Here is an 18,724-nt window from a genome sequence, read left to right on the forward strand (position 1 = left end):
CACCAACATTTGAAAATGTATGCAAGCACTATGCAGATAGGCAGTCCATGATTTCTGGTCCGATATCTTTGCTTTTAGATTTATACGAATACTTCAATCAACACTAGCATAGCTAGGAAAGAAATTCTCGTTACTTCTCAAAGACCCATCCATATTTGCGTTAAACCCGCTATTCTTCGATATGAGCTACAAAGATAGTTGTAATTCATATCTCAAACATGAATATCTTTCATAAGTTCTGGTAAATTAGATTTTTAAAGAGCATCCCCAAGGCTAGCTATGGGGGTGATGTGCATTTTTTTATCGGTGAACGAGAAATGTGATCTAACCACATTCCGCCGTTTCGCCATACAGTTTGCTGTTATTTTCAGGATCTTATCTGTATGCAGAAGTTTTTTGCTACCTGTCCTAAAGGACTAGAGTCACTCTTATTCAACGAGTTAAATGCTTTACAAGCCTCCTCAGTCAAGGAAACGGTAGCAGGCGTATCCTTTAGTGGTGATATGAACCTTGCGATGCGCGTCTGCCTCTACAGCCGCTTTGCCTCTCGTATCCTCTTAGTGTTAAACACTTTCCGTTGCGAGGATGATAGCGATCTGTACATGGGTGCTCATGGTATTGGTTATGAGAACTACTTTAGTTGCGACAAGACCATTGCCGTTACCTTCAATGGTACTAACAATTCCATTCGCAACACTCAGTACGGCGCACTGCGTGTTAAGGACGCAGTATGCGATCGCTTTGTCGACAGCAAGCTGGAGCGACCAAATGTAGATAAGCACAATCCTGAGGTGCACATTGTCGCTACCTTAAAGAAAGGCGAGGTCTCTGTAAGCTTAGACCTCTCTGGTAGCGCTCAATTCTGGCGTGAGTACCATAGATCTACTGGTAAGGCTCCTTTAAAGGAGAACTTAGCTGCAGCTATGGTGACACGTGCTGGCTACACTGGTGTGGATAATTTTGTCGACCCAATGTGTGGTTCTGGTACCTTACTGTTAGAAGCTGCTGCAATTGCCACTGATACTGCTGCTGGTCTCATGCGCAGCGACTATGGCTTTAAGCACTTAAAAGATTATGACGAGAGTGCTTGGAGTGCTATTTTAAGTGAAGCGAAAGAGCGCTCTGAGGCAGGTAAAGCAAAGGCTAAAGAGCGTGGTATTAAGCTTTATGGCTTTGATGCTGATGAGTACGTAATTGAGCGTGCTAAAGAAAATATTGCCAATGCTGGCTTTGAAGATTTCATCAGCGTTGAGCATCGTCCATTAGATCAGCTCATCAATCCATTAACAGAGGTTAATGATCTGCCTTGCACTGTAGTTACCAATCCTCCATATGGCGAGAGAATGGGTAACTTCAATGAGTTAATTCTGCTTTACACCACCTTAGGCCATAAGCTTAAGACTTGTTTTGCTGGTGGCAAGGCTGCAGTTATCTCTACCTCCACTGAGCTCTTATCTTGTCTGCGTCTTTCAGTAGACAAGTCTTACCGTCTGTTTAATGGTGCTCTTGAGTGTCAGCTGCGTACCTTTAAGCTTGATCGTGCACAGATTGCTCTTGAGTCAGGTCAGTTTGATAATCTCGACCAAAACGCTATCAATCAAGGCGGTGCTAATGCCTATGCAGCTATGAATGCACAGGCTGAAGTAGCAGTAGACTTCTCTAACCGTCTTACCAAGAATTTAAAGAACTTATCTAAGTGGGCTGATAAAGAAAAGATCACCGCGTATCGTGTCTATGATGCTGATCTGCCAGACTATAACGCTGCTATCGATCGCTACAATCAGTACTATGTCATTCAAGAGTATCAAGCTCCTGCAACCATTAAAGAGTTTGTAGCTCAAAAGCGTCTTTTAGACATGATTGCCGCTACCATTAAGGTTACTGGCGCAGCTGGCGATAACGTCATTGTAAAGTCACGTGAAAAGCAAAAGGGCGACTCACAGTATGAAAAGCGTGAGGATGCTGTTGGCCACTTTATGGACGTCTATGAGGCTGATATTGCCTTTAGAGTAAATCTGCGTGACTACTTAGATACAGGCTTATTCTTAGATGCTCGTCCAATCCGCCGCTTAATTCGTAAAGAGGCACAAGGCAAGTCATTTTTAAATCTCTTTGCCTATACCTGTACTGCCTCTGTGGCTGCAGCTATGGGTGGTGCTACACGTACAGTCTCAGTTGATATGAGCCGTACTTATCTTGATTGGGGCCGTGAGAACTTTATCTTAAATGATATGGACGTTAACTACTCCGGCACTAGCGCATCTGAGCAAAATCACTTTGTACAGGCTGATTGCTTAGCTTACTTATCCCAAGATCAAGGCAGCACTTACGACCTTATCTATATTGATCCACCAACCTTCTCTAACTCTAAGCGTATGGAGAAGAGCTTTGATGTACAGCGTGATCACTTACTCATGCTCGGCAACTTAACTCGTCACTTAAACGACGGCGGTAAGGTCATCTTCTGTACTAACAAGCGTAACTTCAAGTTACATGACGGCTTAGAAGAGTACGGTTTTACTGTGCGCAATATCACCAAGGAGACTTTTGATCCTGACTTTAAGCGTGATATGCAGCTGCACACTTGCTTTGAGCTTACTTACAACAAGGCTTCTCAGAGTAAAGAAGCTGAGGCCTTAGTAAGTAATACCATGCGTCCTCGTTGGTCTCGTGATCTCGAGGCTAAGCAAGATCGCTTTACTTATCGTGGTGAGCAAGAAGATCGTCGCTCTGATCGCTCATCTGATCGCCATGAGCGCTCATTCAATCGCGACAGCAACCGCCGTCGCTATGATGACCGTCAAGCTCCAGCTCGTGACTATCGCAGAGGTTCAAGCTCTAATAGCTTTGAGCGCGATGATGAGCGTAAGTTTACCCGTGAGTCCCGCTCCTGGGGCAATCGTGAGCGCACTTACACCGACCGCTCAGGCGACGAAGAGCGCAGCTCACGCTTCACCTCCGAGCGCGGCAGCCGCTTCGGTTCCGACCGCAGCGATCGAAATGATTGCAGCAGCCGTTTTGGTGGCGACCGCAACGATCGCTTTGATCGCGGCAGCCGCTTTGGTGGCGACCGCAATGATCGCTTTGATCGCGGCTCTCGTTTTGGTGGCGAGCGTAGCGATCGTTCCGATCGTGGCAGCCGCTTTGGCGGTGAGCGCTCTGATCGTGGTGGCCGTTTTAACTCACGTGATGGGGCTCGTTCTACTGCAAGCACTCATAAGCCACGTGTCTGGGGCCCATCTGGCGTAAAGGACATTAAGGGTAGTGAGGAGTAAGGCTTACCATGGCATTAGTAACACTTTTAGAGGGTAATCTTGCCTTTGGTGATGACGCCTTATTGAGCAAGGCCGACTTTGCATTAGAAGAGGGTGAAAGAGTTTGTTTGGTGGGCCGTAATGGTACAGGTAAATCCACCTTACTTAAGCTCTTTGACCATCGTATTGAGCTTGATTCTGGTCGTCTTATCTTTAAAGACGGCTTAAGAGTCAACCGCTTAGAGCAAGATCCGCCACAGGATGCAAAGGGCACCGTGTACTCCATGGTAGCCCGTGGTATCGATGGGGTTGGTGATGCGCTTGCCTCCTTTAGAGAAAGCACTGATGCCCAAGAGCAAGAGAAGCTTGCCTCATTTATTGAGCACCATGATGGCTGGGTAAAAGATGCGCTTATTTATAAGATCTTAAATAAGATTGATCTTGACCCTGATACCCCGCTTGCTTCTTTATCAGGTGGTTGGAGACGTAAGGCTGCCTTAGCTGCAGCTTTAGCCAATGAGCCACAGGTATTACTCTTAGATGAGCCTACTAACCACTTAGATATCGCAACTATTGCGTGGCTTGAAGAATATTTAAAGGGCTTTAATGGCACTACAGTCTTTGTAAGCCACGATAGAACTTTTGCCGATAACTTAGCTACTCGTATTGTGGAGCTTGATCGCGGTAAGCTCTACTCGTATCCAGGTTCCTTTGATGATTACTTACGTCTGCGTGATGAGCGTTTACGTATGGAAGAGCTCGAGCGTAAAGAGTTTGACCGAATCTTAGCTGAAGAAGAGGCTTGGATTAGACGTGGTGTTAAAGCACGTCTTGCCCGTAATGAAGGTCGTGTACGCAATCTTGAGTCGATGCGTAAAGAGCGTGCCGAAAGACGCGATCGTCAGGGTAGGGCCATTATTAAGATTTCTGAGGCAGATCGCTCCGGCTATATCGTCTTTGAGGCAGATCATATCAACGTAAACTACGACGGTAAGGACATCATTAAGGATTTCTCACCTGTAGTAATGCGTGGTGATCGTATTGGTATTGTTGGTCCTAATGGAGCTGGCAAGACCTCACTTATCAAAGTGCTGATGGGTCTATTAAAGCCAACTCATGGTTATGTACGTATTGGTACTAATGTAACCTCTCAATACTTTGATCAATACCATGAGCAGCTTAATCCTGAAAAGTCCGTTGCCGATAACGTAGCAGAGGGCAAGCAAGACATTTGCGTTAATGGTAAGAACATTCATGTGCTCTCTTACTTAAAGAACTTCCTCTTTACAGCACGTCGTGCTAGATCTCCTGCGAAGGTACTCTCAGGTGGCGAAAAGAACCGCTTAATGTTAGCGCGTATCTTTGCCCGTCCTTGCAATGTGCTCATCATGGACGAGCCAACTAATGATCTTGATCTTGAGACTTTAGACTTGCTTGAGGAAATGCTCCAAACATTCCCAGGCACGGTTATCGTCATTAGCCACGATCGTCGCTTTATCGATCACTTTGCAACTGAGACTTGGGTCTTTGACGGCTCAGGCAATATCGAGACTATTGTGGGTGGCTGGTCTGATGTGGAGGCATACTACCGCCGCATTGGTAAGAACGTCTCCTTAGTAGTCTCAGGTAAGCTTGCACAAAACGAAGCTGCCCAAGAGGCTAAAGCTGCCAAAGCCGATGAGGCTCAAGCCATCACCACAGACAAGCCAGCAGACAATGCAGCCCCAGCTAAGAAAGCTAACAAGCTCTCCTTTACTGAGGCTCATGAGCTTGAGGACTTGCCTGATCACATTAGCAAGCTTGAAGAAGAGCTCGCAGCCATTGATGCCAAGATCGCAGACCCAGCCTTATACACTCAAGGCCCGGATGCTATTAAAGAGATCAATCAGCAGCGCACTGACATGCAAGCTAAGCTTGATGCTCTCTACGAGCGCTTTGAGGAGCTCCTTTCAAAGTCAGAAGGCTAACTCAAAGAGCATCCTATAAATCATCAAGCTCCCCAAGCTAACGCAGCACCTTGACAAGCCATAAGCTACGCAAGGTGCTGCAAACATATCATATGTCTTGCAAACTAGCAGACGAAAGCATGGCACACTGCTATTTGCTCCCGTCCATAAAAATACGTGCCATGCAGCCATATCTAAGCAACAATCCTGCTAAGCGCCATATCTTCTGCATCGCAAACAGCAGCAAGCGACAAGCACCAAGACAGCCAAACACAGCAGTCTGCTAGCTCAATGACATATTCAGCGGCGTAACAGCACGCATTAACATAAGCACGTAACTGCACGCATGTACTTAAGCACTTAACTGCAAGCAAGTATTTAAACACGGTTGACGCAGTATGGAGCGGCTTAGGGCTCTGCTTAGGCAAGGCGTACAGCTGTAAATTGCTCTTGAGGCTAGATAAGCTGCAAAAAGATGCATACTGTAATTAACGTTACCGAAGCTAAACCCTCAACAAAACTCTCTTACTCAAGGCACACTAAATCTTGCTCAATTTTTATAAACAGCATCCCAATGAAAAGCTGCAAGTAGTGGCAAACGCTAATCCCATACGAATGTCTTAAGCAAACCAAGAACTGGTGTATAAGAGCAAAGTAAGTACTAGCGCTCATTGCAAAGTGAGTACTAGTGTCTAAGAGCAAAGTAAGTACTAGTGCCTAATAGCAAAGTAAGTATTAGTGCCTAATAGCAAAGCGAGTACTAGTGTCTAAGGCGCGGCTTCGCTCAAGATGAAGATCATTACTGTTCAACAATTTTTGATCTAGATCTCATACGGTTGGTATATACTCACTTGCGTCTCAAAGTAGTTCTCTTACGGAATATATGCTCGTTAAGTGTTAAACGTAGCTTAACTTACAGTTCTAAATGATGGTCTTGAGCATAAGCAAAACGCTTAGTCTTGCTTATAAATCTCAAGTAACGACGCAATAGAGCGAATCACATTAAAATATTAGACGGCGTTGTTGTGCTCGCGTTTAACGGGGCGTACGTTGAGATCTCGTATTTGAGCATCAGGAATTAGGCAATAAGGAAGTTATTCCTTATCTGCATAACGAAGCATTTTTTACTAGTCGGAGGTCTTCGTGACTATAGTTAGCAATATCGATTTTCATTGCCATACCAATGCCTCTGACGGTGGCTTATCCCCAAGTGAGCTGATTGATCGGGCTTATGGTCGCGGCTTAAATGCTATTGCCATTACTGACCACGATCTCACCGCTGGTGTTGCTGATGCTGTGCAAAGAGCAGCACTCCTTAATGCCAAGCTCTTAAATGGTGATGCTGATGCTCCTGTTGAAACCTACATTAAGGAAAATGCTGAGGTTAATGGTGTAGATAACGGGGAACTACATCGAGCTCCTAGCGAGCGTACCTTGATTGTGATTCCGGGTGTGGAGTTCTCTACTACTTGGTACGATGAGCAAATCCACATCGTAGGTTTAGGTATTAATCCTAATAACGATTCACTCAAAGAACTTGAAGCAAAACTTAAAGTTGCTCGTACTCAACGTGCGGTAGCTATTGGTGAAAAGCTCAAGCGCCTTGGTTTTGACAGACCATATGAGCGCTGCTGTGAGCAAGCCCGTGAAGGAGCTTCCATTACTCGTGGCAATTATGCACGCCTCATCTTCCAAGATGGAAAGGCTAAAAGCGTAGATGATGCTTTTCACAAGTTTTTACGTCGTGGTCAAGATGCCTATGTAAAGAGCGTCTGGGGACCGATTGAAGAGACAATCGAGGTCATCAAGGCTGCAGGTGGTATTGCTGTATTAGCTCATCCTCGCCGCTACAAGATCTCCAATATGCGTCTGCGTAAGCTCGTATACGAGTTTAAGAAAGCAGGCGGTGAGGCTATTGAGGTATCTTCATCTCAACAGCGTCAATTAGATCGCGACTACTTAGTGCAGCTGTGTCATAAGTACGAGATGCTCGCAAGCTTAGGCTCAGACTTCCACAATGAGGGCTTCCATCGCGATTTAGGTCAAAACATCGATCTGCCTAGCGATGTAACTCCAGTCTGGCACAGCCCAATCTTAGAGCGCTATGGTATGGGCGCTAACTTTAAGCAGCGCTTAGTCCACATCACTTACAAAAAAGAGGACGCCACCAGCGCCTCAGAGTAAGTGTCATAAAACAAAAAAACTAGCATACGTTACATGCTCATAGCCCAAAGCCTTCATCAAAGGAGCAAAGATAGCTCTACAGTGAAGGCTTTGTTGTATCTGCAGTTAGCAAAAAAACTTACAACTAAGCTAGAGCCCGTAATGAGCCTTAGTCTATGTACGGCAAAAGCAAAACAGGTAGCAGCCTAGAACCATTAACAAAGCAGCACCAAGAGGGCTAAGCTACCTTTATCAAAAGCCCAAAAGACAAAGAAGCTCTAAACTTGCGGCTAGATCTAAGCCTGAGCTAGGTACTTTTAGCTATACTGACAAGACATAAGGTCATTAAGTAGCAGGGGACACTATGAGGCGCATGCTAGTACTTGGGGCAACTTCTGAAATTGCGATAGCAACACTCCATGAGTTTGCCAAGGAAGGGCCATGGCATATGATCTTGTGCGGGCGCAATCTTAGTGAACTTGAAAAGCTTAAGACTAAGCTAGAGAGTCACAAGTGTACTTGTGAGGTCAAACACTACGACACCAGCATGAGTGCTGCTGAGCAGCTGCAGCTCTTTAACGAATGTCTAGGACAAGGTACAAATGCCCAGCAAACTAAAGTTCAGAACAATGCCTTAGCTACTACCCAAACCAATAAAGTGAATCCTTTAGCTACTGCCCAAACTACTGAATTCAATGCATTAGCTGCTGCCACGACCACGGCATTCAATACTTCTGCAACAGCCACGACCGATGCATACAATGCCGCCGCAAAAGACATCGCCGAGCAATCTATGCAAGTCTCTGGGCATCAATCATCCCAATTTATAGGATTAGATGCGTTCTTTTGTTCGGTTGGTTATTTAGGCGATCAAAAGAAAGCTGAGCAAGACATAAGAGAGTGTGAGCTCATTATGCAGGCAAACTTTAATGGTTTGCTGCCCATGCTTACTGCTACAGCTCAGTTCTTTAAACAACAGCGCTCTGGCTCCATCATGGTAGTAAGCTCGGTAGCCGGTGAGCGCGGGCGCTGCTCTAACTACTGCTATGGCTCGTCGAAAGCTGCCATGACGGCATTTTTGTCAGGTATGCGCTGCAGTCTATTACCATATAACGTCCATGTGATGACCATTAAGCCTGGTTATGTAGCTACTCGTATGGTTGCGCATAAGAAGCTACCGCCATACATAACTGCCTTAACACAAAGAGTAGCAAAGGACATTGTAAAAGGCTTTAAGCGCCGCTCTTCAGTTGTCTACACCATGTGGCTATGGCGCTATATTATGGCCGTAGTACGTCTGATCCCTGAATTTATCTTTAAGCGTCTCAATATGTTCTAACACAAAACTAAAAGCACAGCATGCCTAAACGATGCAAGGTGCTTTAGTACAAGCAAAGCATGCATTAGAAGCTATTACAAAGAAAGCACGGCTAATAGCATGGGCATAAGAAGTGCGCAACTAAACGAGCATTGGATAGGTGCCACCAAAGTGATCTCAATGCAAAAATGCAGATATGTCCACTAAAGACATAGTTAAAAGAGAATAGGGTAGATGAGAATCAATGCCAGTGCTAATGGGCAGTTAAGAGGAATTCTGTGAGCCCTGAAGATGAGTTATGGCTTTAGATGGCCTGCTTTGGGCGAGGAGGATAATACCCCTCATTGTTACCTCTGGAGTTTATAAGGCTTGATCAATGAGGGATAGTCACAATGAACAGAGTAAGTGCTAGTTGAAACTGGAAAACAACTAGCATGTTAAGTGTATACCCTGAATTGAAAGTTGCATGTGCTCGTGCACAATCTATAAGTGAAAAAGTGATACCGCTCAAACTATTGCGCAAATTTGTGCAATTGTTGTGCACTCGCTACACAAGAATCTATACAAAAGTTTGTCATAAATGCCATATATATCGAATCTCCTACACAAGGTAACTGGGCAATATAAATAAAGCACTAAAAGACAAGTGACATTTTATGGGCAATGGCTGTGCAAAAACTATGATGATTATTCTATAGTTTCTTTACAAACTGTGTCCGTGCACACTGCCTAAAGATAGCTAAAGACAGCCACACAAAAGTGCTAGTGACAGTGGCAGCGATCATAAACACTATCAAGGGAATTGAACACAGCAACCATGCCATAAGCAAAGACGTACAAAACTAGAGATAAAGCTATGGACAAAAGCGCAGCGAATAGGATTGGATTATGGAGCAGGCGCTAGGACAGGGTAGGAATTTAAAATTTACAAGGCAGGTCAGAGAAGATGGCTCATGGCTAACCTGCCTAGAAAATGAAGAAAGCTACTTTTAGAAGTTAGCGTTAATGAGCTCTTTGAAACGAGCAAAGTCCTCATCATGGCTTGGGTTCTTTATCACATCGTTAGCGACAAAAGTAGGTAATTGCTTGAGACCTAAGAACTCAAAGGTCTTATGGTAAGGCTTAAGTGCGCCATCAATACCGATACCACCCCAGAACTCATCCTGAGCATCAAAGGCACTTAATGGGGCGTTCCAAGTTGAAGAGAGCATGTATCTCTTTTGAGTATGAACACCACCAGTGCCGTACTTTGCATCCGTGCCACGATGACGACCATCACCGCCAACAGTAATTGGGCCAGAGAAGACTTCGTCGAAATAGCGCTTGAGCTGCCATGGACCGGCCATCCAATAGCCAGGAAACTGCACTAAGATAAAGTCAGCAGCTAAGAACTTCTCTTGCTGATCTTTAACCTCATATGGCTGATTAAGATCAGTGATAGTAACGTTATAGCCTTTTGAAACGAGAATCTCTTTGGCCATTGCAACATAGTGATGGTTAAGCTCACCCTTGGCAAAAGCACCCTCAATACCGGCATCTATGATCAAAACATTCTTTGACATACGCTAACTCCAAAAAGTTTGAAATCTAAAAGCATTTTAAGCACTGTTCAGTAGCACAAACATAGCAAAGACAGCGACATTAGGCTACATAGGCACTAAATAATGACAAAGAGCACCAAGGCGTACCATCAGGGCAAACTTTTGTTTGCACTACATGATCTAACCGCCTAGCTCAGTCTTATACTTTTGAAGAAAATACGTACACGCACGATAGCCAAACGTTGGCATTTTTGGAGTGCGGTATTTTGTTTTTATGCAAGTTAGGAGAATGACATGCAAGTAGAGACTGCGCCTAAGGCGGACAAGGTAGGCAAGGATGGCCGCGTGCCAGTGAGCTTTTTCTATGGCTTAATCGTCTACATGTATCTTGAAGATGAGATGGTGCCGCCGCATATTCATGTGCAGTACCTTGACCAAGAAGCTTGTCTAGACTTTGATGGCAACTTGCTTGAAGGTGAGCTCGATCGTGATGCTCAGCTCTTAGTTGCAGCATGGTGTCTGATCCACTGCAACGAGCTTGATGCTAACTGGAAACTTTGCCAACAAAACCTCATGCCATTTCAGATAGATCCGCTGCGTTAAAAAACTGCAAAAAAAACATAACCACAGCAATACACTTTTGACTTTGCTAAAGAGCCACAGAGCTTTACTACATCTAAGTTTGTCAGCAGTTTTGACCAAACAGTTAAGGTGAAAATACAATCGTTTCACAAGCGTTTCACAAGATAACTGACAAAATGCAAAATATTGTTAAAACAATTGTAGAAAATGTTAAGTTATCACGTGCAAATTTTTCGTTTTTGAATGGCCGAAAACAATTGCTACACAAGGGCTTAACTATGTTTTTAGCTATACGATATTAAGAATGAAAGCTATGCTAAAGCTAATTTAGTTGCGCAAGATTTTCATATCAAGCCAAAGCTTAGCTTCTACTGTTCGAGATAGTACTTTGCTACGTATCTGCTGATACAAAATCACTTGTAACGTAACAATCAACAACAAGCTTAAAGCACAGGCTATAGGAGTATCTCAGTTTGCAGTGCTTATTTTTGCCAAACTGAGAACAAGAATGTTTCATGATTCCATGTAACAACGTTTGCGTACAGCAGGTCAATGTTATTCCCTGCAGTATTTTGCAAAACACATGCGATCTAACTGCACGAGGAAATCAACATGGCAGTGTATGTAAATACCAACTATAGTGCTCTCCAGGGCCAGCGCTATTTAGGCAACGTCCAGAACCAGCTCACTACCACATACCAGCGTTTATCAAGCGGTATGCGTATTAACAGCGCCAAAGACGACGCTGCTGGCCTCCAGATCGCCGACCGTTTAACTTCCCAGATTAACGGCCTCAACCAGGGCAACCGCAACGCCTCAGACGGTATCGCTCTTGCCCAGACCATGGAAGCAGGTATGGATGAGATCTCTGGCATGCTCCAGAAGATGCGTACCTTAACTGTTCAGGCTGCCAACGGCACCAACACCATGGAAGACCGTACTGCTTTAGGCAAGGAAATCGCTTCACTTGCTACCGAAGTTAACCGTATTGCTCAGCAGACTACCTTTGCAGGCAAGACCGTGCTTAACGGTAAGACCAAGACTGGCTCCATCTTCGGTGATGATCAAGCCGCTCAGGGTTTAGCAGGCGGTACAGGTGCAATGACTCTGCAGGTCGGCTCAAATAAGGGAGACACCATCACCTTTAACGCAAACTCAGTTATGTTCTCTAAAATCGGTACCGATGCGAACTTAATGAAGGAAGACGATTCTAAATTCTTCCAAACTACTGCTACAGGTGAAATTAAGGTCAATGTTGACAAGCTCAACTATGCCGATCAGACCAACGCTGCCTATGTAGGTAAGGTTATCGAGCTGATGGACACAATGATTAGCACAGTTGATGGTATGCGTGCCGATTTAGGTGCCGTCCAGAACCGTCTTGAGTCATCCATCCGCAACCAGTCTAATGTTGCTGCTAATGAAGCCGATGCACGCTCACGTATCCGTGATGCTGACTTTGCTGAAGAGTCTGCTAACTTATCTCAGCAGTCAATCATCCAGCAGGCAGCTTCTTCCATGCTGATGCAGGCTAACACTCGTCCACAGCTCGGCCTGAGCCTGTTAGGTTAATCTGAGGAGTAGAACAAAATGGCAGTATATGTAAATACTAATTACTCAGCTCTTCAGGGTCAGCGCTACTTAGGCAACGTCCAGAACCAGCTCACTACTACATACCAGCGTTTATCAAGCGGTATGCGTATCAATAGCGCTAAAGACGACGCTGCTGGCCTTCAGATTGCTGACCGCTTAACTTCACAGATCAACGGCCTCAACCAGGGTAACCGTAACGCCTCTGACGGTATTGCTTTAGCACAGACTGCTGAAGCAGGTATGGACGAGATCTCTGGCATGCTCCAGAAGATGCGTACCTTAGCTGTTCAGGCAAACAACGGCACAAACACCAAAGAAGATAAGCAAGCTTTAGCAAAAGAAGCATCTGCATTAGCCACCGAGATCACTCGTATTGCTCAGCAGACCACTTTTGCAGGCAAGACCATCTTAAACGGTAAGCAAGCCAACTCAATTGACCCGCTTCCAGGTGGTAATGCCCCAGGTGGTGGTGCTGCTGCAGGTGACCCACAGAGTATTACTTTACAGGTTGGCTCAAATAAGGGCGACACCATCAGCTTTAACTTAGTAAACCTTCAGTTCTCTAAAGCCGCAGTTGCAGCACAAGTAGCTGACACCAACTTTGGTGATGCTCAAGCAGCTGACAAGCTCTTCAAGAAAGCAGCTGATGGTAAGTCAATTACTGTAGTGTTCACCGCTGCAAATGCTCCAGAAACTATGATTGAGGCTATGGACAAGATGATCGGTTACGTTGATAGCCAGCGTGCCGATTTAGGTGCCATCCAAAATCGTCTTGAGTCATCTATTCGCAACCAGTCTAACGTTGCAGCTAACGAGGCTGATGCACGCTCACGTATCCGTGATGCTGACTTTGCTCAAGAGTCTGCTAACTTATCTCAGCAGTCCATTATTCAGCAGGCAGCTGCTTCCATGCTGATGCAGGCTAACACCCGTCCACAGCTCGGCCTGAGCCTGTTAGGTTAATCTGAGGAGTAGAGTCAAATGGCAGTATATGTAAATACTAATTTTTCAGCTCTTCAGGGTCAGCGCTACTTAGGCAATGTCCAGAACCAGCTCACTACTACATACCAGCGTTTATCAAGCGGTATGCGTATCAATAGCGCTAAAGACGACGCTGCAGGCCTTCAGATCGCAGATCGTTTAACATCACAAATCAACGGTCTCAACCAGGGTAACCGTAACGCATCTGACGGTATTGCTTTAGCTCAGACTGCTGAAGCAGGTATGGACGAAATCTCTGGCATGCTCCAGAAGATGCGTACCTTAGCCGTACAGGCAAATAACGGTACAAACACCAAAGAAGACAAGCAAGCTTTAAGTAAGGAAGCATCTGCATTAGCCACCGAGATCACTCGTATTGCTCAGCAGACCACCTTCGCTGGCAAGACCATCTTAAACGGCAAGCAAACCAATTCTATTGATCCGCTCCCTGGTGGTCAGGCTCCTGGTCCTGGTGGTGGCGGTGCTGGTGACCCTCAATCAATTACTTTACAGGTTGGTTCAAATAAGGGCGATACCATCAGCTTTAACTTAGTTAACCTTCAGTTCTCTAAAGCTGCAGTTGCTGCACAAGTAGCTGACGCAAACTTTGGCGATGCTAATACAGCCAATAAACTCTTCAAGAAATCTGCTGATGGTAAATCAATTACTGTAGTGTTTACCGCAGCTGGTGGTCCAGAGACCATGATTGAGGCTATGGATAAGATGATCGGTTACGTTGATAGCCAGCGTGCCGATTTAGGTGCCATCCAGAACAGACTTGAGAGCTCAATCCGTAACCAGTCTAACGTTGCTGCTAACGAAGCTGATGCTCGCTCACGTATTCGTGATGCTGACTTTGCTGAAGAGTCTGCTAACTTATCTCAGCAGTCCATTATTCAGCAGGCAGCTGCTTCCATGCTGATGCAGGCTAATACCCGTCCTCAGCTTGGCCTGAGCTTATTAGGTTAATCGGAGGATATTCACATGGCAGTATATGTAAATACCAATTACTCAGCTCTTCAGGGTCAGCGCTACTTAGGCAACGTCCAGAACCAGCTCACTACTACATACCAGCGTTTATCAAGCGGTATGCGTATTAACAGTGCTAAAGACGACGCTGCTGGTCTTCAGATCGCTGACCGTTTAACCAGCCAGATCAATGGCCTCAACCAGGGCAACCGTAACGCATCTGACGGTATTGCATTAGCTCAGACTGCTGAAGCAGGTATGGACGAAATCTCTGGCATGCTCCAGAAGATCCGTACTTTAGCTGTTCAAGCTAACAACGGTACCAACACCTTAGCTGACAAGCAGGCTCTTTCAAAAGAGGCTTCTTCCTTAGCTACCGAGATCACCCGTATTGCTAAGCAAACCACTTTCGCAGGCAAGACCATTTTGAATGGCAAGCAGACAAACTCTATTGATCCGCTTCCTGGTGGTGGCCAAAATCCTCCACAACCAGGTCAGGGCGGTGCTGGTGCTAATCAGAGCATCACTCTGCAAGTAGGTTCAAATAAGGGTGATACTATCAGCTTTAATTTAGTAAACCTACAATTCTCTGCAGTTGGTATTGGTGGTCAAGTTGCAGCTGATCAGTTTGGCGATGCTGCAAACGCTAAAGATAAGGCTTTCTTAAAAGGTGCTGATGGCGCTATCACTGTTAACTTCTCAACAGCTGGTAATGCTGCTGCTATCATTGAGCACATGGATAAGATGATTGGTTACGTTGATAGTCAGCGTGCCGATTTAGGTGCAATGCAGAACCGTCTTGAGTCATCTATCCGCAACCAGTCTAACGTTGCTGCTAACGAGGCAGATGCTCGCAGCCGTATTCGTGATGCTGACTTTGCTGAAGAGTCTGCTAACTTATCTCAGCAGTCCATTATCCAGCAGGCAGCTGCTTCCATGCTGATGCAGGCTAACACCCGTCCTCAGCTCGGTCTGAGCCTGTTAGGTTAATCTGAGGAGTAGAGTCAAATGGCAGTATATGTAAATACTAATTATTCTGCTCTTCAGGGGCAGCGCTATTTAGGCAATGTCCAGAACCAGCTCACTACTACATACCAGCGTTTATCAAGCGGTATGCGTATTAACAGCGCTAAAGACGACGCTGCTGGTCTCCAGATCGCTGACCGTTTAACCAGCCAGATCAATGGCCTCAACCAGGGCAACCGTAACGCATCTGATGGTATTGCTTTAGCTCAGACTGCTGAAGCAGGTATGGATGAAATCTCTGGCATGCTCCAGAAGATCCGTACCTTAGCTGTCCAAGCTAACAATGGTACTAACACAGCACAGGACAAGGAAGCTCTGTCAAAGGAAGCAACTGCTTTAGCAACCGAGATCAACCGTATTGCTCAGCAAACCACCTTTGCTGGCAAGACCATCTTAAATGGTAAGCAGACAAACTCTATTGACCCTATTGCAGGCGGTGCAGCTCCTCCAGCTCCTGGTGGTGGTGGCGGTGCAGGTACTACTCAAAACATCACTCTGCAAGTAGGTTCAAATAAGGGCGATACTATCAGTTTCAATCTTGTTAACCTTCAGTTCTCTAAGATTGCTGATGGCGGTCAAGTTGGTGGTACTGATAAGTTCGGTAATGATGCCGCTGCAGGCAAGGCTTTCGTAAAGGTTACAGATGGTGTAACTAAGGTACAGTTCACTGTAGCAGGAGCCGCAAGCGATATCATCGATATCATGGACAAGATGATTGGCTACGTTGATGGTCAGCGTGCCGATTTAGGTGCCATCCAAAATCGTCTTGAGAGCTCTATCCGTAATCAGTCAAACGTTGCCGCTAACGAAGCTGATGCCCGCTCACGTATCCGTGACGCTGACTTTGCTGAAGAGTCTGCTAACTTATCTCAGCAGTCCATCATTCAGCAGGCAGCTGCTTCTATGCTGATGCAGGCTAACACCCGTCCTCAGCTCGGTCTGAGCCTGTTAGGTTAATCTGAGGAGTTAGACGAAATGGCAGTATATGTAAATACTAATTACTCAGCTCTTCAGGGCCAGCGTTACCTCGGCAACGTCCAGAACCAGCTCACTACTACATACCAGCGTTTATCAAGCGGTATGCGTATTAACAGCGCCAAAGACGACGCTGCTGGTCTCCAGATCGCTGACCGTTTAACCAGCCAGATCAATGGCCTCAACCAGGGCAACCGTAACGCATCTGACGGTATCGCTTTAGCTCAGACTGCTGAAGCAGGTATGGACGAAATCTCTGGCATGCTCCAGAAGATTCGTACCTTAGCTGTTCAGGCTAACAACGGCACTAATACCTTACAGGATCGTCAGGCTCTCGCTAAGGAGGCATCAGCTTTAGCTACTGAGGTAAGCAGAATTGCAACTCAGACAACTTATGCTGGTAAGACCATCCTCAATGGTAAGCAGACTAACTCTCTAGACCCTGTTGCTGGTAATGCAGCTCCTGGTCCAGGTGCTGGTGGCGGTGCGGGTACTACTCAAAGTATCACACTGCAGGTAGGCTCAAATAAGGGCGATACTATTTCTTTTGGTTTGGTAAATCTACAGTTCTCCGTTGCTGCAAAAGCCGCTACTGTTCCTGACGCCAAAATCAATGCTCAGGCTGCAGATACTGTTGCATTCAAGACTGCCGGTGATAAGTCTATTACTGTTAATTTCTCATCAGCTGGCATGGCGGCAGAGATTATTGGCTACATGGATCAGATGATTGGTTACGTTGATAGCCAGCGTGCCGATTTAGGTGCCACACAGAACCGTCTTGAGTCATCTATCCGCAATCAGTCAAACGTTGCTGCTAACGAAGCTGATGCTCGTAGCCGTATTCGTGATGCTGACTTTGCTGAAGAGTCTGCTAACTTATCTCAGCAGTCCATCATCCAGCAGGCAGCTGCTTCCATGCTGATGCAGGCTAACACCCGTCCTCAGCTTGGCTTAAGCTTACTTGGCTAGTCCTTGGAGTCGTCATGGCAGTATTTGTAAATACAAACTTTTCAGCTCTGCAAGGCCAAAGATACTTAGGTAACGTCAACACACAGCTGACGACTACTTACCAAAGACTATCAAGTGGTCTTCGTATTAACAGTGCCAAGGACGATGCTGCAGGACTCCAGATCGCAGACCGTTTAACATCCCAGATTAACGGTCTCAATCAGGGTAATCGTAATGCATCCGATGGCATTGCTCTTTTGCAGACTATTGAAGGCTCTATGGACGAGATGTCCAATATGCTGCAAAAGATCCGTACTCTAGCTGTTCAGGCAACTAATGGTACCAATACAGCAGCCGATCGTGATGCACTTGCTAAAGAAGCCTCTGCTCTAGGTACCGAAATTGCCAGAATTGCAACTCAGACTACCTATGCAGGCAAGAAAGTACTTATCGGTCCAGAGTCGCAAATCACTAAAGACAGCTTGTTCTTAAATAAAGGAACTGCTGTTGCAGGTGTACAAACTGGTCAGTTGAGTTTGCAGGTCGGTTCCAACAAAGGCGATACCATTGATGTAGACGTGCTGTCTATGAGATTCAATGAGATCTTCGTTCTTGGAAATCAAGATAATGCACTAAACGATATTCTTGACGCAAAAGGCGGTGCTGCAGGTGGTGCTCCAAACATTAACGGTATGATTGCTTATAGCATGACAAATGATATCGTTAAGTTTAATTTTAATGCCACTTTTGGTAAGACTGATATCGGCTATGTAATCCAGGCAATGGATCGTATGATTGGTGTAGTTGACGGTGAGCGTGCCAAGCTTGGTGCCATGATGAATCGTCTTGAATCATCAATCCGCAACCAGTCCAACGTAGCTGCTAACGAGGCTGATGCTCGTAGCCGTATTCGTGACGCTGATTTTGCTGAAGAATCTGCTAACTTAACTCAGCAGAACATTATTCAGCAGGCAGCTTCATCAATGCTGATGCAGGCTAACACCCGTCCTCAGCTTGGCTTGAGTTTATTAGGCTAAAGACTGCTACTTGCGCTTAGCGCTAAGAAAATACATCAAACCTCAGAGTAGGCAACTATTCTGGGGTTTTGTTTTTGTTATGGCTATACAAAATGCATTTTGTTTTTAGCCAGGAAAAGTAGCACTTGCCGCTAAGGAGAAGAGTTGTAATGTATGCAACTGCTAGCCAGTGAGCTCGTTTAAAGGCTATCTGGGGCCGGCCATGCTATCGGGGATAGATAGTGTTTGCTGTGCCTGTGCTTGCGGTTGTGGTGTAGAGGTGTGGATTTGCTTTGTTGCTTTGATAGCTGGATGGGTAGTATGTGTACGATATTTGGGGGGTATTAAAATAAAACTGGCATAACTATTATGAACCGCATGTTTATCAGTTTTTTGGAAAAACATGCACATG

Annotated in this window: 14 protein-coding genes; 12 read left to right on the forward strand and 2 right to left on the reverse strand. The window is 45.6% G+C overall.

All coding sequences use genetic code 11. From position 1 onward, the window contains the following. Positions 1-383: 383 nt before the first annotated feature. The 4 genes from rlmKL (at position 384) to H524_RS16710 (ending at position 8,702) form a co-directional block, all read left to right on the forward strand. Positions 384-3,275 carry a bifunctional 23S rRNA (guanine(2069)-N(7))-methyltransferase RlmK/23S rRNA (guanine(2445)-N(2))-methyltransferase RlmL gene (rlmKL, locus tag H524_RS15335; RefSeq protein WP_084281752.1) on the forward strand — a complete coding sequence of 964 codons (2,892 nt, stop codon included), beginning with the start codon at positions 384-386 and terminating at the stop codon, positions 3,273-3,275. Between the two features lie 8 nt (positions 3,276-3,283). After that, the gene (locus H524_RS0109870; protein ID WP_027940101.1) at positions 3,284-5,221 is read left to right on the forward strand and encodes an ATP-binding cassette domain-containing protein; all 1,938 of its coding nucleotides are present in this window, start codon (positions 3,284-3,286) and stop codon (positions 5,219-5,221) included. A gap of 1,122 nt (positions 5,222-6,343) precedes the next feature. Further along, positions 6,344-7,384 (forward strand): PHP domain-containing protein, encoded by a 1,041-nt coding sequence (locus H524_RS15345; protein ID WP_052339042.1) that lies wholly within the window; start codon positions 6,344-6,346, stop codon positions 7,382-7,384. A gap of 343 nt (positions 7,385-7,727) precedes the next feature. Then, the gene (locus H524_RS16710; protein ID WP_084281753.1) at positions 7,728-8,702 is read left to right on the forward strand and encodes an SDR family NAD(P)-dependent oxidoreductase; all 975 of its coding nucleotides are present in this window, start codon (positions 7,728-7,730) and stop codon (positions 8,700-8,702) included. Positions 8,703-9,670: 968 nt separating this feature from the next. Here H524_RS16710 and H524_RS0109895 read toward each other — a convergent pair. Further along, positions 9,671-10,243 (reverse strand): NAD(P)H-dependent oxidoreductase, encoded by a 573-nt coding sequence (locus tag H524_RS0109895; RefSeq protein ID WP_027940102.1) that lies wholly within the window; start codon positions 10,241-10,243, stop codon positions 9,671-9,673. 273 nt (positions 10,244-10,516) lie between these two features. Here H524_RS0109895 and H524_RS0109900 point away from each other — a divergent pair, with 273 nt between their 5' ends. The 8 genes from H524_RS0109900 (at position 10,517) to H524_RS0109935 (ending at position 18,333) form a co-directional block, all read left to right on the forward strand. Next, entirely contained in the window at positions 10,517-10,825 is a 309-nt protein-coding gene (locus H524_RS0109900) for a DUF4160 domain-containing protein (protein ID WP_052339044.1), read from the forward strand. 591 nt (positions 10,826-11,416) lie between these two features. Continuing rightward, on the forward strand, positions 11,417-12,376 hold the full coding sequence (locus tag H524_RS0109905; RefSeq protein ID WP_027940104.1) for a flagellin N-terminal helical domain-containing protein: 960 nt from the start codon (positions 11,417-11,419) through the stop codon (positions 12,374-12,376). 18 nt (positions 12,377-12,394) lie between these two features. Then, a complete protein-coding gene (locus H524_RS0109910) occupies positions 12,395-13,360 on the forward strand; it encodes a flagellin N-terminal helical domain-containing protein (protein WP_027940105.1) in 966 nt (321 codons plus the stop codon). Positions 13,361-13,378: 18 nt separating this feature from the next. Beyond that, entirely contained in the window at positions 13,379-14,347 is a 969-nt protein-coding gene (locus H524_RS0109915; RefSeq protein ID WP_027940106.1) for a flagellin N-terminal helical domain-containing protein, read from the forward strand. A 15-nt stretch (positions 14,348-14,362) separates the two neighbouring features. Continuing rightward, positions 14,363-15,337, forward strand: coding sequence for a flagellin N-terminal helical domain-containing protein (locus H524_RS0109920; RefSeq protein WP_027940107.1), 975 nt, complete (start codon positions 14,363-14,365; stop codon positions 15,335-15,337). Positions 15,338-15,355: 18 nt separating this feature from the next. Further along, positions 15,356-16,330 (forward strand): flagellin N-terminal helical domain-containing protein, encoded by a 975-nt coding sequence (locus H524_RS0109925; protein ID WP_027940108.1) that lies wholly within the window; start codon positions 15,356-15,358, stop codon positions 16,328-16,330. An 18-nt stretch (positions 16,331-16,348) separates the two neighbouring features. After that, complete coding sequence (locus tag H524_RS0109930) at positions 16,349-17,317, forward strand: flagellin N-terminal helical domain-containing protein (RefSeq protein ID WP_027940109.1); 969 nt, start codon at positions 16,349-16,351, stop codon at positions 17,315-17,317. 14 nt (positions 17,318-17,331) lie between these two features. After that, complete coding sequence (locus tag H524_RS0109935) at positions 17,332-18,333, forward strand: flagellin N-terminal helical domain-containing protein (RefSeq protein ID WP_027940110.1); 1,002 nt, start codon at positions 17,332-17,334, stop codon at positions 18,331-18,333. A gap of 186 nt (positions 18,334-18,519) precedes the next feature. Here H524_RS0109935 and H524_RS17615 read toward each other — a convergent pair. Then, positions 18,520-18,724: hypothetical protein (locus H524_RS17615; RefSeq protein ID WP_027940111.1), on the reverse strand; the 205-nt coding region annotated here is incomplete at its 5' end.

Source organism: Anaerobiospirillum succiniciproducens DSM 6400, assembly GCF_000482845.1.
GTDB classification, from domain to species: Bacteria; Pseudomonadota; Gammaproteobacteria; order Enterobacterales; family Succinivibrionaceae; genus Anaerobiospirillum; species Anaerobiospirillum succiniciproducens.